The sequence below is a fragment of the Streptosporangium sp. NPDC000239 genome, from assembly GCF_040300765.1.
GTDB lineage: Bacteria > Actinomycetota > Actinomycetes > Streptosporangiales > Streptosporangiaceae > Streptosporangium.
This window is the reverse complement of sequence record NZ_JBEPEI010000003.1, coordinates 455,062-475,187: the sequence shown is the minus strand read 5'-3', so window position 1 is coordinate 475,187 and position 20,126 is coordinate 455,062. Positions and strand designations below refer to the sequence as shown.

Below are 20,126 nucleotides of genomic sequence, written 5' to 3'. Positions count from 1 at the left end.
CTCGCCTCGGCGCGGAACGGTCGGATCGCCGGGCCGGTCACGGTGCGTGGCCGGCCCACCGGCTCACCGATCGTCCGCCGCGTGGACCAGCTCGGCGAGCAGGCGCTGGCCGCCGGCGTTGGGGTGGAAGTAGTCCCAGGCGTTGATGTCGGACAGCTCGAAACGCCGGTCGAAGACCGCTCCGGCGTCGTGGCGGCAGGTGGGGTACTCGGCGCAGACCTTCTCCGCGACCAGGTTGAAGTCGACGACCCTGGCGTGCACCCGCTCACGCCTGGCCACGTCCTCCGGGTCGTTCGAGCGGGGCCGTTCGAGCAGCGACTGGCAGATGTGCAGGGTGGCCCAGGCCACACGGGCGGCCGTCTTGTCCTTGGCGACCTCCCACAGCCGCCGGACGTCGGGAATGCTGGCGACGAGGATCTCCGCCTCGGGCAGGCCGCCGCTCAGGGTCCGCAGCGCCGTACGGAAGGCGGCCTCGTAGTCGGCGACCGAGGTCATGTCCTCCTCGGATGCGGTGCAGACGTCGTTGGCCCCGATCAGGATCGTGACGTATCCGGCCTGCTGGGAGACCGCCTTCTCGGCCTGGCCGGGCAGTTCGGCGACCTTGGCCCCCGTCTTGGCGTCGTTGTGCGCGACGATGTCGGGGTTGTCCTCCTTCAGCCTCAGGTAGAGGCTGTTCACCGACGAGGACGAACCCGTCGACCAGGATCGGGAGGGGCAGTCGAGGTAGAAGCCGCAGGCGTTGAAGCCACGGGTGATGGAGTCGCCGAGCGAGGCCATCGAGGTGATCGGCGCCCGGGTCCGGGCGGTGGCCGCACCTGGGGCGAGGGCGGGTGCGAGGACCACGGAAAAAGAGAGGGCGACAGCTGGAAAAAGACGGGGGGCGAACAAACCAGGCCTCCTGAGCTGCGGATTCGTCGGTTCCGGTGCTCAGAATGTGGGCCGCTTCCCGAGTCCTGACAAGCGGAACGACTGCTTCCTCACGGATCGGTAAGGAAGGTCAGACCCCGGAGGCGCCCTAGATCGTTTAAGGATGAGGTGATTACACTCGCCGCGTGAGCCGCGACCAGTCCCCGCCCGACGGCATCGACGTCGGCACCCCCCACGTGGGGCGCGTGTACGACTACGTGCTGGGCGGCAAGAACAACTACGCGGCGGACCGCGAGTACGCCGACAGGATCGTCGCCCAGATGCCCGACTATCCCGTGCTGGCCAGGGCGAACCGGAGCTTCCTCAGCCGGGCGGTCGAGTACATGGCGCGGGCGGGAATCCGGCAGTTCCTCGACCTGGGCGCGGGCATCCCCACCTCACCGAACGTGCACGAGGTCGCCCGTGAGACCCACCCGGACGCGCGGGTCGTCTACGTGGACAACGACCCCGTCGTCTCGGTCCACAACGACGTGCTCCTGGCCACCGACGCCCTGCTGGTCTCCATCCGGGCCGACCTCGGGAGCCCCGGGACCGTGCTTGACCACCCCGACCTGCTGCGGCTCATCGACTTCGGCGAACCGGTCGGCGTGCTGCTGCTCTCGGTGCTGCAGCTGTTCCCCGGCGAGACGCCGGAACGCGTCCTCGGACCGTTGCGTGAGCGCCTGCCCGAGGGGAGCCTCCTGGCCGTCAGCCACCCGAGCGCGGAGGGCGACCAGGAGGCCGTGGCGCGGGCCCGCGCCGCGCTCGCCGGCGGTCCGGTCACGGTCGCCCTCAGGAGGCACGAGGAGATCCTGCCGTTCTTCGACGGGTTCGACCTGGTCGAACCGGGCCTGGTCGACGTGACGACGTGGCGCCCCCGGATGCCGTCCCGCCCGACGAGCATGATCGTGCTCGGCGGGGTGGCCAGGAAGGGCGGCGCGGAACCGGCCTGATCAGTACGGCAGCCGCTCGCGCAGCTCGCCGAGGAAGCGCCTGCTGTCGGAGATCGAGTAGGCCTGCACGCACAGGCTGTCCATGACCTGCGTGTAGTGGTCGGTCTCCTCCCGCTTCTCCACGTAGAGCGCGCTGGTGAGCTGCTCCATGTAGACCACGTCGGGGAGGTCCTTGTCGGGGAAGCGCAGGATGGAGAACGGGCCGCCCGCCGCCGCGTGCCCGCCCCGGTGGAAGGGCATGATCTGCAGCCTGACGTTGGGCAGCTCGGTGACCCGGAGCAGGTGGTCGAGCTGGGCGGCCATGACCTGCGGCCCCCCGATGGGACGGCGCAGCACGGCCTCGTCGACCACGGCCCACAGGATGGGCGCGTTCGGCCTGCTGAGCCGTTCCTGCCTGGCCAGCCTGAGGGAGACCCGGCGGTCGATCTCCTCGGCACAGGCGGTGCCGTGGACGAGCATGATGACCGCGCGGGCGTAGTCGGCGCTCTGCAGGAGTCCGGGGACGAACTGGACCTCGTAGCTCCTGACGACGGAGGCGGCCTCCTCCAGGCCCACGTAGACCTGGAACCAGCCGGGCAGCAGGTCACCGTACTTGTGCCACCAGCCGGGGGCGTTGGCCTGCCTGGCCAGCGCGAGCAGCGGGTCCCGGTCTGCGGGGTCGATCACGCCGTACAGGGTCAGCAGGTCGGCGACGTCGCGCTCCTTGAAGCCGACCCGCCCGAGCTCAAGACGGCTGATCTTGGCATGGGAGGCGCGGATGGCGTACCCGGCGTCCTCCCTGGAGACGCCCCTGGCCACGCGCAGCCTCCGCAGCTGCGTGCCGAGGAGGATTCTCAGGATGGTCGGACTGCTCCCGCCCGAGTAGGCGAGGACACCACCCATCGCACCGTCTTCGGCATGCTGTATGCCCATGGCTTGCTCCCTGTCACCCGAGGACGGTGCAACGGCTTCTGTTCCAGACGCGGATAGTACAACTTTGGCAGCCTTGTCCACACATTGGATATCTGGATGACATGGGATCTTTCCCTAATGGAGACTTAAGGTGGTGTTCGAAAGCGTTCGTCTTTTTCGTTAATCCCCTACGCCTCGCATGTCGTGCAAACCTCGCATATTCCATGCGTTCTATGCATTTCGGGCGTTTCGTCCGACCAATGTCCCCACCGACGGCCTGACCAGCGCCCTGACCCGGTGCGCGTCCAGCCGTACCAGTGCCGCCGCGGCCGCGACGCCGAGGGCCGCCACCGCCGCCAGCAGCACGGCCCCCGAGAGCGGGGTGAGGTCGGCCGGCGCGAGCCCCTGGACGGCCTGGAGCACGCTCACCACGACGAGCCCGCCGTACCCCGCGACGGCCAGGGCGACCAGGCGCGTCCTGGCGCGCTCGCCCCAGGAGGTCAGGGTGAGCAGCGCCGCGAGCGCGGGCAGCACCTGCAGGGCGTGCAGCGTGACCGCGTGCGGGACCTTCAGCTGACCGGCCGCGCCGAGGATCGACAGGTCGGTTCGGTCCGGCGGCAGCCCGATGATCCTGCCGTTGGCGATCAGCGCCCCGCCCGCGACCTGACTGAGCAGCAGTACGGCCAGCCCCGCCCTGATCGCCAGGCTCATGCTCGGCGAGGCGTCGAGCCCCCGGAAGGCCCGGACCGCGATGACCACGATCGGCGGGATCAGCCCGGCGAACGCGGTCACGGCCAGCACGGCCGAGACGGCCGTGTCGAACGGGGTGCCGAAGTTCAGATGGGAGGGCACCCCGCGCCAGCGCTGGAGGTCGATCAGCGCCACCTCGACCACGCAGGCCGTGCCGAGCGCGCCCAGCAGCAGCCGGGGCCGCGCGAGGGGCGGCTTAAGCCTGCCGGTGACCCAGACCAGGCATGCCAGCGTCAGACCGAAGGAGAAGCCGAACAGGATCGGCTTGCGCCAGGAGACCGGCCCCGCCCAGCCGCCGCCGTCCACGGCGTAGACGGCCAGGTGGAAGGCGCTCCCGGCGAGCAGCAGAGTCGCGACGCCGTACCAGAACCGTTGATGAGGGCGCATGGGCCAAGCCTCGTCCGCTTCCCCGGTGCGGGAATCCCACCGGGGAGGGCCCCTCGGCTACGCCCCGTGGAGTAGGGCGTGGAATCGGCCCCCCGGATGGGGGTATGGACAGCGGATGAGCATCCACGATGAACTCCGCCAGGTCGAAGAGGACCTGGCCAGGCTGCGTTCCGAGGTCGCCGGGCTGCGTGAACAGGTCGGCGACCTCGGCCCGACGGACGCCATGGACCGGTCGGCGCTGATCTCCATGGCCGACCAGCAGGAGGCCCTCGCGGACGAGCTTGAGGAACGGCGGGAGCGCCTGCTCAAACAGGTCGGCGACCTCTAGAACACACCCCCCGATCGGGACATTTGGTTACACAAAACCCGAAAGGGTACCGATATCAGCGAACACTCATCGGGGGGGAACAATGATCAACATGCTTCGCAAGATGGGCGTGAAGTCCGGCACCATGTACGCCGCGGGTTTCGCGTCGATCGGCCTGTCGGTGGCGTCCTGGGTGGCGTCCCGCTCGGCCGAGCACGCCGGAATCGACCGGGCCGACCGCTGGGGCATCTTCGTCGGCCAGTGGGCGCCGACCTTCTTCGCGCTGGGCGTCGCCCTGCGCATCGAGGAGACCCACGGCCCGGAGATCTCCTCCAGGGAAACGCACGGCACGCGCGACGAACTCATCGAGGCGGGCTACGCCGAGGGCAGGATGCCCTCGCGCACCGGGGTCTGACGACCCGGCCGGGCGGGCGGCCGACCACCGCCCGCCCCCACTCCTGTCTCACCTCTGCCGTCTCATCTCTGGCCGACCAGCGCGGGATGCCGGGGGTCGTCCATCCGGACGACGACGTCGGCGGCACCGACCGGCCCGACCTCCCGCTCGTAACGCTCGTAGGCGGGCAGCGTCCAGCGCGCCCCCTCCTCCGTCCGCCTGGCCAGCGCGCCCGGCGAGAGCCACAGGTGCACGGTCAGGTCGAAGGCGAGCCCCCTGCCGAGCAGCAGGGCGCCGTCCAGCAGCAGCACCCCGCCCGGCGGCACGGTGACGTACGGCGCACGCGTCGCCCGGTCGGTCCTGACGTCCCACAGCGTGGGCAGGACCCTGCCCGAACGCCCCGGCTCCAGCGGGCCGAGCACCTCCCTGCCCAGGGCCCCGGCGTCGAGCCAGTCGGTGTAGAAGGCGTCGGGGTCGGTCTTGCCGTACTCGAAGCGCAGCGACGCCGGACGCAGGAAGTCACCGGCGGACACCCGCATGACCTCGCGCCCGCGCAACCGCAGCGGGGCGACCAGTTCCTCGGCCAGCCGTTCCGGGCGCGCGGCGGGCGCGCCGTCGAGAGCCACCCGCACCCAGGAGGCACGGGGTCCCGCGGCGATCCGGTCGGCGAGGTCCTCGACGAGGTGTGCCGGCGAGATAGGAGTGATGTCCACGGGACATCTTTATCGAACCGCCCGCACCGTGGACTCCGCCGACCGTCTCCACGAGCATCGGCAGGTTAACCCGAACCACCGGAGCATCACGATCCAGTCAAGGTCGGACGTGAACCCGGCCAAAACTCACCACCCCATGTTGCCGATCGATGACTGGCGGTAACCATCCATGTGGATCGTTACCGCCAGTCGTGACCCGGATGTCGGCTTCCTGATCGCGGCCCACAGGTGAGGGCCGCGGCCGAGGCCCGTGCCGCCTGGCCGATCACGGTCGGTTACCTACGGAGACAGTGATGTCAGGAGAGACTCGATGATCAAGCGTGGTAAGCCCACCAAGAACGGGAAGGTCAGACTCACCTTCACCGTGCCGTTCGACCGGGCCGTCGGCGGAATCTCACTGGTCGGCGACTTCAACGGCTGGGACCCTTACGCCCACCCGATGGAGCGCAAGGAGAACGGCACCTACCAGGTGACCCTCACCGTCCCGTCCCAGCAGCCGATCCGCTTCCGTTACCTCGCCGACGGCGGGGTCTGGTTCGACGACGCGGACGCCGACCACCACGACGAGCAGGGAGGCCACCTCCACCCCGCCGGGCAGCTCGCCGGCGCCTAGGGACGGTACGACGGGACCTCGCCGTCTCCACGGTCACCTCCGGCGAGACGGCCTCCCCCCACACGTCCCGCCTGTTTCACGCCCGACCGGCGGGTATCCGTAACGGTGGGCACGACGACAGGGGGAGCGGATGCGGACGACCCACACCGGCCGGGCGGCCGGCACCGCCACCGGGCCCGTCGCGGGAACCGTCACCGGAGCCACCGTCGGGGCCACTGTCGGGGCCACCGTCGGAGCCAACGTGGGGGCCAACGTCGGAGCCACTGTCAGGGCCACCCTCAGGGCCGCCGCCGGGACCCTCGCGCGAGGGCTCGCCTCCGCGCGCGGCGAACGCGCGATCTTCGCGGACGGCGCCACCTTCCACGCCACGCTCCGCCCGCTCGACCATCCGATGTTCGGCGTCCCCGCCCTCGACGGACCCGGCGACCACCCCGCGCTGGTCCGCCTGTCCAGGGCCGGACTCCTGCCCGCTCCCCTGCCCGACGTGCTCGGCCTGGCCGTACGGCTGCCCGGGGCGGGCGGGGCGGGGGGCGACCTCGACCTGCTGCTGTGCTCGGCGCTGTGGCCCGGCCTGCTGCCCCTGCCCCGGCGCCGTTTCGTCCCCGGGGTCTACTCGACGATCCTGGCCTACGACCGCGCGGGGGAACCGCTGCGCTTCCTCGCCGTCGGGCACGGCCCGGCCGCCGGAGTGCCCGCCGTCCCCGCCCTCCTCGGGGAGGCCGTCGCGGACGGGCCGCTGGAGTTCACCCTCGGCGTCGACGGCGCGGACAGACGTCCCCTGGTACGGCTGAGCGTCCACACCCCCCTGCCGGACCAGGCCGGTGATCTGCCGGGATTCGACCCTGTCCTGAACAGCCACCCCGCGCTGCGGCCCTCGGAGCGGCTGCAGGCGACCCGGCTCGCCGCCTACGCGGGTTCCCGCCGGGGACGGGCCGTCCGCTGACCGTCCGCCGTTCCTGCCCGCCCGTTGAACTGTCCTCAGCCATGGGCGTACGGTGGTTGGAGTGGTTTCCGTCTTCGCACGGCTCCCATAAGGGCGCTGTCTCAGGCTGAGGTAGACAGCGGGGCATCATGACACGGCTTTCCGTCACCGTGAACGACCATCCACGGTTCTCCGTGGTCTCGCTCGACGGCGATCTCGACAAAACATCGGCCCCACGGCTTGAGGAGACGCTCACCGAGGTGCTGACGCGGAGACAGTCGCGCGTCATCATCGACACGACGAGACTCGGCTTCTGTGACTCAAGCGGCGTCTGGACCCTGCTCACGACGCTGCGGCGGGCCTACGAGCTCAACGGCTGGCTGCGTCTGGCGGGCGTGCACGGGGTGCTCGGCCGGATGCTCGAACTGACCAGGCTGGCCGACGCGTTCCCCATCGACCGGGACGTGCAGGAGTCCCAGATGAGGGTGTTCGGGGAGAGCGTCCCCACCCCCCGCTGAACGGGTAAAGACCCGTCGACGAAAGGGCCGTGACACGGCAACGACGACGTCGCGGGCCCCACACGGCTTCCTAGGGTGATCGGGCCAGGTAGGCCGAGCCCACAGGGGGAGCCAGGGATGCGTCGTGTCCGCATCACGATGGACAACGCCGCGCTGCGCGACGTGGTACCCGGCGCCGCCGCGCGTGAGGCGGGCTTCGACGTCCGGGCCTCCCAGGTGATCCGCCGGGTCGGCGCCTCACACGAGGGGCACCCCGTCGAGGAGGTCTACGAGACGCTGCGCGCGAGCCTGCTGCAGATCCCGGGGGCCCGCACGTTCAACGAGGCCCGGGTGCGCAGGTGCGCGACACTGATCAGCGAACGACGCGACCCGCTCTCCCGCGACTGACCCTCCCGGTGGCCTTCAGGAACCTTCAGGAACCTTCAGGAACGCAGCATGGTCAGCCGTACCGTCGAGGCGCCACGCTCGGTGAGGATCTCCACCGAGTCGCACATCTCCCGCATCAACCACAGCCCGTAGCCCCTGCGGGAGCCGATCGGCGGCTGGACACGTCCCGCCCCGGTGTCGGTGAGCAGTCCCGCCTCGTCGATGATCTCCGCGACGACCCGCTCGGCGTCACAGCGCAGGACGACCAGGCCCTCGGTGCCCGCGTGGTCGAGCACGTTGTTCGCGGCCTCGCTGATGGCCAGGACGAAGTTGGTCTCCCGCAGTTCGCCGAGCGCCGCCGCCGCGAGGAACTCCCTGGTCCGGCGCCGCATCTCGGACAGGTCATCCCCGATCGGGAAGGACGTCCTGCGCGCCTCGCCACGGGTCGTCTCAGCCACGGGGGTCGTCCCCCGCGGCGCGGACCGTCCGCCCCGGCTCACCGGCCGGGACGAGGACGGGGGACCCGTCGAGGTCCGTCCGTCTGTCCGGGCGAATGGCCATGTCCTCACCGAGAGATCCGTTGGTGGTCCAGGTATCGTCACACTACCCGACCCCCTGAAAGCGATCTTCGAAGGGCCACCCGTCAGTCGCCGACGACGATCCTGACGAACTCCTCGAAGGACAGCCGCCCGTCGCCGTCGGCGTCCGCGTCCCGGTTCAGCGAGCCGAGGGCCTCCGCGGGCAGGCCGGGGAAGTGAGCGCCGAACTCCTCCTCGGTGACGAAGCCGTCCCCGTCGGCGTCGATGGCGTCGAACCTCCGCCTGAGCTCCGTCAACCGCTCACCGGTCGGCTCTTCCCGCATGGTTGCCCGCCTTTCCCGACGTTTCCGACATCCCGTGTGTGACCAGACAACCTACGGGACGCACCCCCGGTACGGCCACGCCGGGCCGCCCGGCCCGTGACCCTAGACTGCGGGCATGATTCGTCCCGCAACGCCGGAGGACGTCCCGGCGATCGTCGACCTGATCCGCGGCCTCGCCGAGTACGAGAAGGCCCTGCGGGAGGTCGAGACCACGCCCGAGCAGCTGCACGAGGCCCTCTTCCGCCCCGAGCCCGCGGTGTTCTGCCACGTCGCGCAGGACCCCGACGAGGGACGGGTCGTGGGCTTCGCGATCTGGTACGTCACCTACTCGACCTGGCTCGGCAGGCACGGCATCCACCTTGAGGACCTCTTCGTCCTCCCGTCCGCCAGGGGGCGGGGGTACGGCAGGCGGCTGCTGGCCGAGCTGGCCCGCCTCTGCGTGGCGCGCGGGTACGGCAGGCTCGAATGGCAGGTGCTCGACTGGAACACCCCGGCCGCGGAGTTCTACGTCTCGCTCGGCGCCGGGCCCCAGCAGGAGTGGATCCCGTACCGGATCACCGGGCAGGCGCTTGAGGAGCTCGCCGCACGGTAGGGCTCGGCCGCCCTGCTCGTCCCGGGCGGCCTCCGGCGGGAACGGGCTCAGTCGCCCTGTTCGTCCCAGCTGACCTGCGGCGATCGGTGGAAGTCGATGCCCATGACCGCCCATCGGGGCCCCTGCGCGCCGAGGCGGCGCGCGAAGGCCGCCCAGTCGTGGGTGGCCCCGGGCGACCAGCCGAGTTCGGCGACGGCGGGCAGCCTGGGGAAGGCCATGTACTCGATCTCCTCCTCCGTCGAGATCGCCTCGGTCCACAGCGGCGCCTCGACGCCGAGCACGGCCGAGGCGGGCACGCCCTCCAGGTGGGAGCCCGGGTCCCAGTCGTAGGCGTCGCGCACCTCGACGTAGCCCGCCCACTTCTGGCCCGGCACGGTCTCCGGGTCATACTTCATGTCGAGGTAGGCCCGGTTCGCCGGTGACATGACCACCCGGGCGCCCCGGGCCACGGCTTCGGCCACCAGCGGGTCGGAGCCGGTTCGCCCCCAGTACTGCAGGACGCGTCCCTCCTGGTGGCGCACCCCGGGCTCGCCGATCTGGTGCCAGCCCACGACCGTCTTGCCCGTCGCGGCGACCATCGGCTGGACCCGGTTCATGAACGCGGCGTACCTGGCGGTCGGGGTGGCCCGTGCCTCGTCGCCGCCGATGTGCAGGTAGGGGCCGGGGGTCAGCGCGGCGACCTCCCCCAGGACGTCCTTGACGAAGGTGTGGACCTCCTCCTTCGTGGTGCACAGCGAACTGAACCCGACGTCGGTCCCGGTGTAGGGCGGCCTGGCCCTGCCGTCGCAGTTCAGCTCGGCGTAGGAGGCCAGCGCCGCGTTGGTGTGGCCGGGCAGGTCGATCTCGGGGACGACCGTGACGTACCGCCGCGCCGCGTGGTCGACGATCTCCCTGTACTGCGCCTTGGTGTAGTGGCCGCCCGGGCCGCCGCCGACCTGGGTGCGCCCGCCGTACGCGGCCAGTCTCGGCCTGCTGTCCACGGCGATGCGCCAGCCCTGGTCGTCGGAGAGGTGCAGGTGCAGGTGGTTGATCTTGTAGAGGGCGATCCGGTCGATGTACCGCTTGACCGTCTCGACCGGGAGGAAGTGGCGGGCCACGTCCAGCATCGCGCCCCGGTAGGGGAAGCGCGGGTAGTCCACGATCCGCCCGCCCCGTACCGTCCACGGCCCCGGCACGGCGGTCGGGCTCTCGACCTTCGGCGGCAGGAGCTGGCGCAGCGTCTGCACCCCGTTGAAGAGCCCGGCGCCCGTCCTGGCGCGGATGACCACGGCCTCGCCGGTCACGTCGAGGCGGTACCCCTGGGAACCGACGACCGGGTCCGCCCCGGTGAGCAGCAGCGAGACGCCCCTGCCCTCCCCGTCCTGGACGACCGGCAGGGCGTAGCCGGTCGAGGGGCGCAGCAGCCCGGCGAGGTAGGCGCCCACCTTCGCCGCCTCGGCGGAGCCCGCCTCGGTGTGGACGACCGCGTCCGGCGGCAGCGTGTAGGAGGCGTCCGCCGCGGGCCGTACCGAGACGGGGACCGGCAGGACCTCCCCCATCGGGGCGGGGGCCGTACGGGCACCCGTGGTCAGCGCCACCACGCCCGCGCCGAGCACGAGAGCCGCGACGGCGGTGAGACGTGCGGGCCTGGAACGCCACAGGCGGGCCGGAGTCGGTGCCATGGCGTCCCCTCACCGGATGATCTCTGGCTGAAAACCCTCGCCGACGGCGACGATCGGCGTCAAGCAGGACACGGCGCCCAGGGGAAGCCATCATGACCACCGGGACGTAACCTCCCGGCAACCCCCCGGCCATCCGGCACCTGTTCGCTGTGCTCCATGGCCTGGCCGGACACCGAAGCCGTCGGATCGGACGTCACCACCCCCGTCATCGTGTACGGCGTCGCGGAGCGGACCCCCGACGGGGAGCTGGCGCACGAGGGCAACCGGGTCCCCGACATCGTCGCCCTCGACGCCCGGCGCCTGGTGGTCGCCTGGCGGGCCGGGGTGGGCGACCCCCGCGACCCGGCGCCGACCGACCAGGGCTCCATCATGTACGCCAGGTCGGCCGACGGCGGGACGACCTGGACGGTCGGCACGCTGGCCGGGGCGACCGCCGCCCACCGCTACCACTACGTGATCTTCCTGAAGGACGGGGACGCGCTGTACGCGCTGCTCGGGCGGATCGCGGTCGCCGAGGACCGCGACCCCTCCGGCGACCTCGACGGCTTCCCCGTCACGATGACCGCGAAGCGGAGCCTCGACGGCGGCGTGACCTGGGCCGACTTCCCCGTCGTCGTCGACGTGCCCGGCAACGCCAGAGGGGTGGTCGTCGCGGGCAGACCGCTCAGGCACGACGGACTGTGGCTGGTGCCGTACTGGCGGCGGGCGGGGAACACGACCAGGGCGGGGGTGCTGCGCTCGGCGGACCTGGTCACCTGGACCTCCGGCGGCCTGGCGGAGAACCCGCCGGGCGTCGCGGTCGAGGAGCCGCAGATCGCTCCGTCCCAGGACGAGCCGGGTGCGATCGTGATGGTGGCCAGGACCCTCGACCTGACCGGCGGGACCTCCCCCGCCGAACGGGACGCCCACTACCGCGCGAACGCCGCCTACTGCGCCACGGCCGTCAGCCGGGACGGCGGGCTGACGTGGTCGCCGATGAGACCGGACCCCGAACTGCCCAACTACTACGTCAAGACGTTCTTCTGCGGCGACTCCCAGGGCCGCCACCTCGCGATCTACAACACCTTCGCCGGGCCGTTCACCGGCCCCTCGGCCGCCAGGCCCGACCAGTACCGCGAGGTCCTGCACTACAAGGTCAGGCGTCCCGGCGAACCGTGGGAGCCCGGACGGCTCTTCGCCGACGGCCCCAGGCTGACCAGGGGGGCGGCCAGGGGGTGGGACGTCTACCCCAGCGCCGACGAGTACGAACCCGGCCGCCTCGTGGTCGTCTGGGAGCACAACCAGACCAACATCAAGGTCGCCGGACTCGACATCTCCCGCCCCTTCCCGGACGGCGACCTGCCGACCGGCGACTGGACGCTCACCGGCGGGGCGCGGATCGACGCGGGCCGGATCCGTCTCAGGAGCACCGGCCCCGTGCCCTCCCACGCCTGGCGCCCCCTCGACGTCTCCAGGGGGTGCGACTTCACCCTGGAGTTCAGGGGGCGGGTCGACGACGACAGCGCGCTCGACCCGCGCACCGGCGCCGGCGTCTGCCTCGGCGCGAAGGTGGCCAACGGCGCGAGAAGGCTGATGCTGACCGTCCAGCGCGGCGGGGTCTGGACGATGCGCAAGGGTTCGGCCGTCTGGGAACGGGTCCACCCCCTCGGCGGCGCGGGAGCGCTCGCGACGTGGCGGGTCGACGTGGACAGCGCCGGGGTCGCCCGCCTGTTCCGCGACGGCGCGGACACCGGGGTCACCTGGGTCGTCCAGGACAGCAGGGAACGGCCCCAGCTCGCCCACTGGGTGACCGGGACGCCCGGCGGGAACGCCGCCGAGGCGACCGTCGAGTGGACACGGCTGACCCCTTTCCGCCGGGATCGCGCCCGGCTCTGACCGTCCCGTTCGATCCGCCTTCCCCGAGGTCGGCGCCGCCCGTCACGCGGTAGCTTGGTGGCTGCCATCACAAGGGAAGAGAGATCGTGACGACGTCTATTCATCAGCGGATCGCCGAAGAGCTGGGGGTGCGCGAGCGGCAGGTGCAGTCGGCGGTCGAGCTGCTCGACGGCGGGGCCACCGTGCCGTTCATCGCCCGCTACCGCAAGGAGGTCACCGGGGCGCTCGACGACGCGCAGCTCCGCACGCTTGAGGAGCGTCTGCGTTACCTGCGTGAGCTTGAGGAACGGCGTGCCGCGATCCTGGAGTCGATCCGCTCCCAGGGCAAGCTCGACGACGCCCTGGCGGCGCAGATCGCGGCGGCCGACTCCAAGGCCCGCCTTGAGGACATCTACCTGCCCTACAAGCCGAAGCGGCGCACCAAGGCGCAGATCGCCAGGGAGGCCGGGCTCGAACCGCTCGCCGACGGCCTGCTGAACGACCCGTCCGTCGATCCGCAGGCGGCCGCCGCCGCGTTCGTCGGCGAGGGGGTCGCCGACACCGCCGCCGCGCTCGACGGGGCGCGGGCGATCCTGGTCGAGCGCTTCAGCGAGGACGCCGACCTGGTCGGCGAGCTGCGTGAGCGGATGTGGTCCAAGGGCCGCCTGGTCGCGGCGGTCCGCGAGGGCAAGGAGGAGGGCGGCGCGAAGTTCTCCGACTACTTCGACTTCGCGGAGCCGTTCACCAAGCTTCCCTCCCACCGCATCCTGGCGATGTTCCGGGGCGAGAAGGAGGAGGTGCTCACCCTCACCCTTGAGCCCGAGCCCGAGCCGACCGGCACCTACGAGGGGCGCGTCGCGCACCGCTTCGGCGTCTCCGACCAGGGCAGGCCCGCCGACAAGTGGCTTGCCGACACCGTCCGCTGGGCCTGGCGCACCCGCATCCTCGTGCACCTGGGCATCGACCTGCGGATGCGCCTGTGGCAGGCGGCCGAGGACGAGGCGGTGCGCGTCTTCGCCGCCAACCTGCGTGACCTGCTGCTGGCCGCCCCCGCGGGCAGCCGCGCCACCATGGGCCTGGACCCGGGGCTGCGCACCGGCGTCAAGGTCGCGGTCGTCGACGCGACCGGCAAGGTGCTGGACACCGACACGATCTACCCCCACGAGCCGCGCAGGCGCTGGGACGAGTCGCTGGCCACGCTGGCCGCACTGGCCAAGCGGCACGACGTCGAGCTGGTCGCCATCGGCAACGGCACCGCCTCGCGGGAGACCGACAAGCTCGCCGGCGAGCTGGTCAAGCTGGTCCCGGGACTCACCAAGATCGTGGTCTCCGAGGCCGGGGCCTCGGTCTACTCCGCCTCCGCCTTCGCCTCCCAGGAGCTTCCCGGCCTGGACGTCTCGCTGCGCGGCGCCGTCTCGATCGCGCGCCGCCTGCAGGACCCGCTGGCCGAGCTGGTCAAGATCGACCCCAAGTCGATCGGCGTCGGGCAGTACCAGCACGACCTCGCGGAGACCAAGCTGTCCCGCTCGCTCGACGCGGTGGTCGAAGACTGCGTGAACGCGGTCGGCGTCGACGTCAACACCGCCTCGGCCCCGCTGCTGACCCGGGTCTCCGGCATCGGCTCGACGCTGGCGGACAACATCGTCCAGCACCGCGACGCCAACGGCCCCTTCCGTTCCCGCAAGGCGCTCAAGGACGTCGCCAGGCTCGGCCCCAAGGCCTTCGAGCAGTGCGCGGGCTTCCTGCGCATCCCCGGTGGCGACGACCCGCTCGACGCCTCAAGCGTGCACCCGGAGGCCTACCCGGTCGTACGGCGCATCCTGTCGGCGACCGGTGGCGACATCACCCGGCTGATCGGCAACGGCACCGTGCTGCGTTCGCTGCGGCCGCAGGACTTCGTTGACGAGACCTTCGGTCTGCCGACCGTCAGCGACATCCTGTCCGAGCTTGAGAAGCCGGGCCGTGACCCGCGTCCGGCCTTCAAGACCGCGACGTTCAAGGAGGGCGTGGAGAAGCTGTCGGACCTCAAGCCCGGCATGCTGCTGGAGGGCGTCGTCACCAACGTGGCGGCCTTCGGGGCGTTCGTCGACGTCGGCGTGCACCAGGACGGCCTGGTGCACGTCTCCGCGCTGTCGCGCAACTTCGTCAAGGACCCGCGCGAGGTGGTCAAGCCCGGTGACATCGTCAGGGTGAAGGTGCTCGACGTCGACATCCCGCGCAAGCGCATCTCGCTCACCCTCCGCCTTGAGGACGAGCCCGCCCAGGGGCCCGCGAAGGGCGGCGCCCCCAGGGGTCAGGGTGGCGACCGTCAGCGTGGCGACCGTCAGCGTGGCGGCAGGGAGAACGGCGGCGGCCGACAGCGGCAGGAGCGCGGCGGCGACCGGCGGAGCGCGCCGGGCGGCGCGATGGCCGACGCCCTGCGCCGGGCCGGTCTCGGCGGCTCCGACTCAGGGCGTTAGCCGTACGGCCACGCGGGCCCGGCGGCTCTTCCGCCGGGCCCGCTGTGTCCTTCCCGCCGAGTCCGCGGCTGTTTGATTCCCGCGGGCCCGCTGTGTCTCCTCGCCAGGCCCGCGGGCGGTGAGGTCAGAGCAGGCGCCTGATGTCGCCGTAGGCACGGTAGAAGCCGCCCCGCGCCGACTGGCGGACGCCCTCGACGAGGTAGCGGGCACCCGCCTCGCGCACCTCCTTGGGGAACTGCACGTTCCAGCGCGGGTCGTAGCCCTCGCTGACGACCCGCACCCGCAGCCGGTCGCCCTCCCTGAAGCACTCGACGACCACGCCGCCCGCGGCGTCCGTGACGGCGTCGAACACCACGGTCTCCAGCGTCGCGACCGGCTCGACCGCGGCCAGGCTCGCGGCGGCCTTGACGTCGACCGCCTGGGGGACGGTGCCCGCCTGGGCCGCCCTGATCGCCTCCTCGGTGGCGTCGATGCAGGCCAGGGTGCCGTCGGTGGTCACGATGTAGAGGCGGTCGTCGAGGTACTGCATGGAGAAGGCCGAGCCGCAGCCCGTGCCCAGCTTCCACAGGCGCTCGCCGCTCTGGTCGAAGCAGTAGATCGAGGAGTGGTTGTCGCCGGCGAAGACGTACCGGCCGCCGGGGGCGGTCGCGCAGGAGAAGACGGTGGCGTCACAGCGGTAGACCGCCTCGGTCCTGCCGTCCGACTTGGCGAGCCTGTGCACGGCGCCCCGGCCGGTGCCCGCGTAGACCGAGTCGGCCTCCTGCCAGCCGAACAGCACCGCGCCCGCGACACCGGTCTCCCAGACCGGCTTGCCGTCGGCGGCGTCGTAGCGTGCCACGCCGGTGGAGTGGCCGTGGTAGACGGCGTCGTCGTCGCAGCGGACCATCCAGGCGTACTCGCCCCGCCCCTTGCGTGCCCACTGGAACTCGTCCTCGTGGTCGATCGTCGTGATCCGGCCCGCCCTGTCCGACACGCCGAGCACGCCGTCGTGGATGTCCAGCCAGTAGATGTCGACGTCGTCGGCGATCTCGTAGGCGACCCTGGGCACCTTCCCGCTGAGGTCGTAGACCTTGCCGTCGTCGGCGCCCGCATAGATCCAGAAGTCGTCGGCGACGATGCACTTCACCCCGTCGGGCAGCCGGAAACGGCCGGTGACGGTGCCGCCGTGGGTGACGGTGTAGACGTCGCCGTTCTGGTTGCCGACCCAGCAGCGCTCCGAGTCGACGAAGATGCCGAAGGCCGCGGCTCCGCTGGCGAAGCGCCACAGCACCGGGGCCTGGGAGGCGGTCGAGCGGACGCTCTCCACGCTGCGCCGGGTGACCGAGCGGCGCTGCCGCACCCCGCGCACGGCCGGGGCGTAGCCCTTCCTGACCTTCTCCGCGATCTTCTTGGCGGCCGCGGCCGCGGCCTTCTCCTCGGTCGTGAACGAGGAGATCTTGGTCTGGCCCGAGTCGCCGATGCGGCCGTAGCTGATGGTCACCTGCAGCCCGTCGTGCACGACCTCGTAGAACTTGTGGGAGCCTCCGCCGTCCTCGGACAGCTCCAGGTACGTGCTCCGCGCCGCCATGCCACACCTCTCGGTCGATTCGGTCGATCGATTTTCCGGGAGCGTACGGCAGATGGGCGACAAAACAGATGTTTTCCGCTGAACCGCAGGTCACCCACTCAAGAACCGCCTATCGAAGCACCATGGAAGCGGGCGCGCCCTGCCCCCTGCCGCCCCGTACGGCCACGCCCGCCGGAGAGGCCGGGACGGTGGCCTGGACGGTGGCCCTGACCGCGTCCCCGGCGGTGGCCCGCTCCCGGCTGTGGCAGGCCCGCAGCACCGGGCCGAGCATCACGAGCACCCCGACCTCGAAGAGCACGACCAGCCGCTGGGTCACCCCGGCCGGGATGTCGTCGTTGGTCAGGTCGATGCCGAGCATCCGTACGACGTAGGGGGCGACCACCAGGACCAGCACGCCCAGGGAGGCCAGGCTCAACAGCCGGACCGGGCGGGAGTACGGGCTGCTCGCGTACCTCCTGGCCAGGATCAGGCCCGCCAGCGGCATCGCCAGGAAGGCCACGAACGCCGCGTACCTGTGGATGCCACCGGACATCGACAGCGGCACACCGGGCTTGTCCGTGGGGAAGGCGCCGATCAGCAGCATGCACAGCCCCCAGACGGCGATCAGCGTCGCGGCCCCCCGGTCCTCACCGCGCCGGGCGAGCAGGACGCCGAACGTGGTCGCGGCCGCGGCGAAGAGGCCCAGGGAGACGGGCAACAGCCAGCCGTCGGTCTGGAAGGCGTATTCACTGATCACCGTGTGCACCGGGTCGAGCCCGGTGACCAGGTGGAGTCCCGTCATCGTCACGGTCCCGGCGCCGATCGCCACGTAACCGCCCACAAGCATCTTCGATCCCGCAAAAGCCTGACGTGCCATGGGTTCAACCTTGGCGAGCGGCCTCGTTCCGCAGTACCGGAGACGGTCCCCAGTGATCCCTGAGCCTTCCCGGAGGAACCCCGGGGCGGGGTGGGGTTACCTTCAGGGGGCCGTTCGTCACCCCAGGGCGCTGAACTGGGAGAAGACCACCCAGGGTAGGGCAGACCTCATCAGGGTAGCCCTCCTCAGGGTGGGGTCGGGGCCACCCGGGACTTGACCTTGAGCGCGCTCGAAGAGACATCGTGGGACACCGGGGCCGCCCCGAACACAGGGGCCTCGATCACTTGATCGACTTCTACAGGGCACAGGAGTTCACATGAACAGGCGTCGTCTTGGTCAGAACGGCCCGGAGGTCTCGGCCATCGGACTCGGCTGCATGGGGATGTCGGAATTCTACGGTCAGGCCGACGAGTCCGAGTCGGTCGCGGTCATCCGTCGCGCGCTCGATTTGGGGATCGACTTCCTCGACACCGCCGACATGTACGGCAGGGGCCACAACGAGGAACTGGTCGGCCGGGCGATCAGGGGCCGCAGGGACGAGGTGGTGCTGGCCACCAAGTTCGGCGTCGTCAGAGGGGAGGGCGAGGAGCGCGGGGTCGACGGCAGCCCCGGCTACGTCAGGCAGGCGGCCGAGGCCTCGCTCAGGAGGCTCGGCGTGGACCACATCGACCTGTACTACCTGCACCGTCGTGACCCGCAGGTGCCGATCGAGGACACCGTCGGCGCGATGGCCGAGCTGGTCGCGCAGGGCAAGGTCGGCCGGATCGGCCTGTCGGAGGTGAGCGCGGACACCCTGAGGAGGGCCCACGCCACGCACCCGATCGCCGCGCTGCAGAGTGAGTACTCGCTGTTCACCCGGGGTCTTGAGACGGAGATCCTGCCCGCGGCCAGGGAGCTCGGCGTCGCGCTCGTCGCCTACTCTCCGATCAGCAGGGGACTGCTCGGCGGCCTCGGCACGGGAGACCGGCTTCCCGACGACGACTTCCGCAGGTATCTTCCCCGCTTCGCCGGGGAGAACGGCTCGCGCAACGAGGAGCTCGCCGCCGAGGTCCGCAAGATCGCCGAGGAGGCCGGTTGCACTCCGGCCCAGCTCTCCCTGGCGTGGCTGCTGGGCCGGGGTGAGGACGTCATCCCCATCCCCGGCACCAAGCGGCTGCGTTATCTGGAGGAGAACGCGGCGTCGGTTGACGTCGCCCTGACCGCCGACCAGCTCGCCGCGCTCGACGCGGCCGTGCCCCCGGACAGCGTCAAGGGTGATCGTTACCCGAGCATGGCACTGATCGAGGGCTGAGCCGTACCGTCGCACGGTCCCGGGCCCGTGCCGGGCACGGGCCTCAGGGCCTGCGGTCGCGGAAGGTGCGGCGCAGGTCGTCGACCCAGGCGCCGGGGATCTCCCAGGGGATGAAGTGGCCGCCCCGGTCGTGGGCGGTGAGGTTGACGTGGTTGTACCAGCCCGCCCGGTCGCCGTCGAGGAAGGAGCGCACCCGCCGGTCGGTGGTGACGCCGGGCGGGTTCTCGTAGCCGACGAAGGTGATGCCGGTCGGGGCCTCGACGACGGGTTCTCGGTCGTGGGAGGGCGCCCAGGGGTGACGGTTGGCGTTGGCGTAGTAGCGCATCGAGGCGCCGATCGCGTTGTTGACCCAGTAGATCATCGTGTGCGTGATCAGGTCGTCCCGGTCGAAGACGGTCTCGACGTCGCCGCCGTTGTCGCTCCAGGCCGTCCAGCGTTCCAGGAGCCAGGCCAGCAGGCCCGCGGGTGAGTCGCTCAGCGCGTGGGCGAGGGTGCCTGAGTCCAGCATGTGCACGGCCAGGTGCACCGCGAAGCGCCGGTCGAGGGCGAGGATCCGCTCGCGGACGGAGTCGGGCGCCCCTTCGGGGATGGGCGCGCCCTGGGCGAGGTCCCAGGCCCGGTCGCCGTTGAAGAGGGTGAGCTTCTGGCCGGAGCCGATGTGGATGCCGTACAGCTCGGCGGCGTACTTGTGGCCGAGCTGACCGCAGACCAGGGCGCCGATGTCGCACCCGCCTGCGGCGTATCTGGAGTGGCCGAGGACGCCGGTCATGAGGCTGTGCCACAGGTCGGCGACCTTCCAGAAGTTGACGTCGTGGCTTCCTGGGAGCGGACCGGAGAACCCGAACCCGGGCAGGGAGGGCACGATGACGTCGAAGGCGTCCTCCGGGTCGCCGCCGAAGGCCGCGGGGTCGGCGAGCCGGTCGACGACCTTCGACCAGTGCCAGAACGTCCACGGCCAGCCGTGGGTGAGGATCAGCGGAACCGGCCGGGGTCCTGCCCCCGCCTTGTACATGAAGTGCACCGGGGTGCCGTCCACGGTCACCCGGTAGTGCTCGTAGGCGTTGATCGCGGCCTCGGCCTCCCGCCAGTCGTACTCCTCGCGCCAGTAGGTGACCAGCTCGTTCAGGTAGCCGCGGGGGACGCCGTAGGACCAGTCGCCGTCCTCCTCCAGCGGTGGGCGGGTCAGGCTCAGCCGTACCCTCAGGTCGTCCAGAACCTGGTCGGACACGTGGATCGGGGTCGGTTCGAGGGGAATCATGCGGTT

General features: G+C 71.2%; 21 protein-coding genes. 11 read left to right on the top strand and 10 right to left on the bottom strand.

What is annotated here, in order from left to right:
- Positions 1-63: 63 nt before the first annotated feature.
- The gene (locus ABT340_RS11325; RefSeq protein ID WP_352010583.1) at positions 64-843 is read right to left on the bottom strand and encodes an SGNH/GDSL hydrolase family protein; all 780 of its coding nucleotides are present in this window, start codon (positions 841-843) and stop codon (positions 64-66) included.
- A gap of 209 nt (positions 844-1,052) precedes the next feature.
- On the opposite strand from ABT340_RS11325, the gene ABT340_RS11320 reads away from it, so the two are divergent.
- Positions 1,053-1,859 (top strand): SAM-dependent methyltransferase, encoded by an 807-nt coding sequence (locus tag ABT340_RS11320; RefSeq protein WP_352010582.1) that lies wholly within the window; start codon positions 1,053-1,055, stop codon positions 1,857-1,859.
- Here the strand turns inward: ABT340_RS11320 and ABT340_RS11315 are convergent, their stop codons facing one another.
- Both ABT340_RS11315 and ABT340_RS11310 read right to left on the bottom strand, forming a co-directional pair.
- Complete coding sequence (locus ABT340_RS11315) at positions 1,860-2,771, bottom strand: Sco1979 family transcriptional regulator (RefSeq protein ID WP_386186827.1); 912 nt, start codon at positions 2,769-2,771, stop codon at positions 1,860-1,862. It lies immediately after the preceding gene.
- A gap of 210 nt (positions 2,772-2,981) precedes the next feature.
- Positions 2,982-3,887, bottom strand: coding sequence for a hypothetical protein (locus ABT340_RS11310; RefSeq protein ID WP_352010581.1), 906 nt, complete (start codon positions 3,885-3,887; stop codon positions 2,982-2,984).
- Positions 3,888-4,002: 115 nt separating this feature from the next.
- Here ABT340_RS11310 and ABT340_RS11305 point away from each other — a divergent pair, with 115 nt between their 5' ends.
- On the top strand, positions 4,003-4,215 hold the full coding sequence (locus tag ABT340_RS11305; protein ID WP_352010580.1) for a hypothetical protein: 213 nt from the start codon (positions 4,003-4,005) through the stop codon (positions 4,213-4,215).
- Positions 4,216-4,306: 91 nt separating this feature from the next.
- Positions 4,307-4,609, top strand: coding sequence for a hypothetical protein (locus tag ABT340_RS11300; protein WP_352010579.1), 303 nt, complete (start codon positions 4,307-4,309; stop codon positions 4,607-4,609).
- Between the two features lie 62 nt (positions 4,610-4,671).
- On the opposite strand, the gene ABT340_RS11295 is transcribed toward ABT340_RS11300, so the two are convergent.
- Positions 4,672-5,301 carry a nucleoside/nucleotide kinase family protein gene (locus tag ABT340_RS11295; protein ID WP_352010578.1) on the bottom strand — a complete coding sequence of 210 codons (630 nt, stop codon included), beginning with the start codon at positions 5,299-5,301 and terminating at the stop codon, positions 4,672-4,674.
- Positions 5,302-5,611: 310 nt separating this feature from the next.
- Between ABT340_RS11295 and ABT340_RS11290 the strand changes: the two genes are divergently transcribed.
- The 4 genes from ABT340_RS11290 to ABT340_RS11275 all read left to right on the top strand — a co-directional run bounded on the left by ABT340_RS11290 (position 5,612) and on the right by ABT340_RS11275 (position 7,741).
- Positions 5,612-5,914: an isoamylase early set domain-containing protein gene (locus ABT340_RS11290; RefSeq protein ID WP_352010577.1), complete on the top strand. Its 303-nt coding sequence runs from the start codon at positions 5,612-5,614 to the stop codon at positions 5,912-5,914.
- 130 nt (positions 5,915-6,044) lie between these two features.
- A complete protein-coding gene (locus ABT340_RS11285; RefSeq protein ID WP_352010576.1) occupies positions 6,045-6,857 on the top strand; it encodes a hypothetical protein in 813 nt (270 codons plus the stop codon).
- 128 nt (positions 6,858-6,985) lie between these two features.
- A complete protein-coding gene (locus ABT340_RS11280) occupies positions 6,986-7,354 on the top strand; it encodes an STAS domain-containing protein (RefSeq protein ID WP_352010575.1) in 369 nt (122 codons plus the stop codon).
- A 117-nt stretch (positions 7,355-7,471) separates the two neighbouring features.
- Positions 7,472-7,741 (top strand): hypothetical protein, encoded by a 270-nt coding sequence (locus tag ABT340_RS11275; protein WP_352010574.1) that lies wholly within the window; start codon positions 7,472-7,474, stop codon positions 7,739-7,741.
- Between the two features lie 35 nt (positions 7,742-7,776).
- Here ABT340_RS11275 and ABT340_RS11270 read toward each other — a convergent pair whose 3' ends face one another.
- Together ABT340_RS11270 and ABT340_RS11265 are read right to left on the bottom strand one after the other, a co-directional pair.
- Complete coding sequence (locus ABT340_RS11270) at positions 7,777-8,178, bottom strand: ATP-binding protein (protein WP_352010573.1); 402 nt, start codon at positions 8,176-8,178, stop codon at positions 7,777-7,779.
- Positions 8,179-8,363: 185 nt separating this feature from the next.
- Complete coding sequence (locus ABT340_RS11265; protein ID WP_352010572.1) at positions 8,364-8,582, bottom strand: EF-hand domain-containing protein; 219 nt, start codon at positions 8,580-8,582, stop codon at positions 8,364-8,366.
- Between the two features lie 115 nt (positions 8,583-8,697).
- On the opposite strand from ABT340_RS11265, the gene ABT340_RS11260 reads away from it, so the two are divergent.
- A complete protein-coding gene (locus ABT340_RS11260; RefSeq protein ID WP_352010571.1) occupies positions 8,698-9,174 on the top strand; it encodes a GNAT family N-acetyltransferase in 477 nt (158 codons plus the stop codon).
- 47 nt (positions 9,175-9,221) lie between these two features.
- Here ABT340_RS11260 and ABT340_RS11255 read toward each other — a convergent pair whose 3' ends face one another.
- The gene (locus ABT340_RS11255; protein WP_352010570.1) at positions 9,222-10,835 is read right to left on the bottom strand and encodes a beta-N-acetylhexosaminidase; all 1,614 of its coding nucleotides are present in this window, start codon (positions 10,833-10,835) and stop codon (positions 9,222-9,224) included.
- A gap of 156 nt (positions 10,836-10,991) precedes the next feature.
- Between ABT340_RS11255 and ABT340_RS11250 the strand changes: the two genes are divergently transcribed.
- Positions 10,992-12,710, top strand: a complete 1,719-nt coding sequence (locus tag ABT340_RS11250; RefSeq protein WP_352010569.1) for a sialidase family protein — start codon at positions 10,992-10,994, stop codon at positions 12,708-12,710.
- Positions 12,711-12,796: 86 nt separating this feature from the next.
- Positions 12,797-15,148 (top strand): Tex family protein, encoded by a 2,352-nt coding sequence (locus ABT340_RS11245; protein WP_352010568.1) that lies wholly within the window; start codon positions 12,797-12,799, stop codon positions 15,146-15,148.
- A gap of 124 nt (positions 15,149-15,272) precedes the next feature.
- On the opposite strand, the gene ABT340_RS11240 is transcribed toward ABT340_RS11245, so the two are convergent.
- Both ABT340_RS11240 and ABT340_RS11235 read right to left on the bottom strand, forming a co-directional pair.
- Positions 15,273-16,715 carry a WGR domain-containing protein gene (locus tag ABT340_RS11240; protein WP_352010567.1) on the bottom strand — a complete coding sequence of 481 codons (1,443 nt, stop codon included), beginning with the start codon at positions 16,713-16,715 and terminating at the stop codon, positions 15,273-15,275.
- Positions 16,716-16,824: 109 nt separating this feature from the next.
- Positions 16,825-17,541: a DUF998 domain-containing protein gene (locus tag ABT340_RS11235; RefSeq protein ID WP_352010566.1), complete on the bottom strand. Its 717-nt coding sequence runs from the start codon at positions 17,539-17,541 to the stop codon at positions 16,825-16,827.
- Positions 17,542-17,887: 346 nt separating this feature from the next.
- Here ABT340_RS11235 and ABT340_RS11230 point away from each other — a divergent pair, with 346 nt between their 5' ends.
- Complete coding sequence (locus ABT340_RS11230) at positions 17,888-18,862, top strand: aldo/keto reductase (RefSeq protein WP_352010565.1); 975 nt, start codon at positions 17,888-17,890, stop codon at positions 18,860-18,862.
- Positions 18,863-18,905: 43 nt separating this feature from the next.
- Here ABT340_RS11230 and ABT340_RS11225 read toward each other — a convergent pair whose 3' ends face one another.
- The gene (locus tag ABT340_RS11225; protein ID WP_352010564.1) at positions 18,906-20,120 is read right to left on the bottom strand and encodes an epoxide hydrolase family protein; all 1,215 of its coding nucleotides are present in this window, start codon (positions 20,118-20,120) and stop codon (positions 18,906-18,908) included.
- Positions 20,121-20,126 lie beyond the last annotated feature (6 nt).

Coding starts and splice junctions, on each gene's coding strand:
- ABT340_RS11315 (WP_386186827.1), bottom strand. CDS start 2,771: ATGGGCATACAGCATGCCGAAGACGGTGCGATGGGTGGTGTCCTCGCC.
- ABT340_RS11310 (WP_352010581.1), bottom strand. CDS start 3,887: ATGCGCCCTCATCAACGGTTCTGGTACGGCGTCGCGACTCTGCTGCTC.
- ABT340_RS11305 (WP_352010580.1), top strand. CDS start 4,003: ATGAGCATCCACGATGAACTCCGCCAGGTCGAAGAGGACCTGGCCAGG.
- ABT340_RS11300 (WP_352010579.1), top strand. CDS start 4,307: ATGCTTCGCAAGATGGGCGTGAAGTCCGGCACCATGTACGCCGCGGGT.
- ABT340_RS11290 (WP_352010577.1), top strand. CDS start 5,612: ATGATCAAGCGTGGTAAGCCCACCAAGAACGGGAAGGTCAGACTCACC.
- ABT340_RS11285 (WP_352010576.1), top strand. CDS start 6,045: ATGCGGACGACCCACACCGGCCGGGCGGCCGGCACCGCCACCGGGCCC.
- ABT340_RS11280 (WP_352010575.1), top strand. CDS start 6,986: ATGACACGGCTTTCCGTCACCGTGAACGACCATCCACGGTTCTCCGTG.
- ABT340_RS11275 (WP_352010574.1), top strand. CDS start 7,472: ATGCGTCGTGTCCGCATCACGATGGACAACGCCGCGCTGCGCGACGTG.
- ABT340_RS11265 (WP_352010572.1), bottom strand. CDS start 8,582: ATGCGGGAAGAGCCGACCGGTGAGCGGTTGACGGAGCTCAGGCGGAGG.
- ABT340_RS11260 (WP_352010571.1), top strand. CDS start 8,698: ATGATTCGTCCCGCAACGCCGGAGGACGTCCCGGCGATCGTCGACCTG.
- ABT340_RS11255 (WP_352010570.1), bottom strand. CDS start 10,835: ATGGCACCGACTCCGGCCCGCCTGTGGCGTTCCAGGCCCGCACGTCTC.
- ABT340_RS11250 (WP_352010569.1), top strand. CDS start 10,992: ATGGCCTGGCCGGACACCGAAGCCGTCGGATCGGACGTCACCACCCCC.
- ABT340_RS11240 (WP_352010567.1), bottom strand. CDS start 16,715: ATGGCGGCGCGGAGCACGTACCTGGAGCTGTCCGAGGACGGCGGAGGC.
- ABT340_RS11235 (WP_352010566.1), bottom strand. CDS start 17,541: ATGCTTGTGGGCGGTTACGTGGCGATCGGCGCCGGGACCGTGACGATG.
- ABT340_RS11230 (WP_352010565.1), top strand. CDS start 17,888: ATGAACAGGCGTCGTCTTGGTCAGAACGGCCCGGAGGTCTCGGCCATC.
- ABT340_RS11225 (WP_352010564.1), bottom strand. CDS start 20,120: ATGATTCCCCTCGAACCGACCCCGATCCACGTGTCCGACCAGGTTCTG.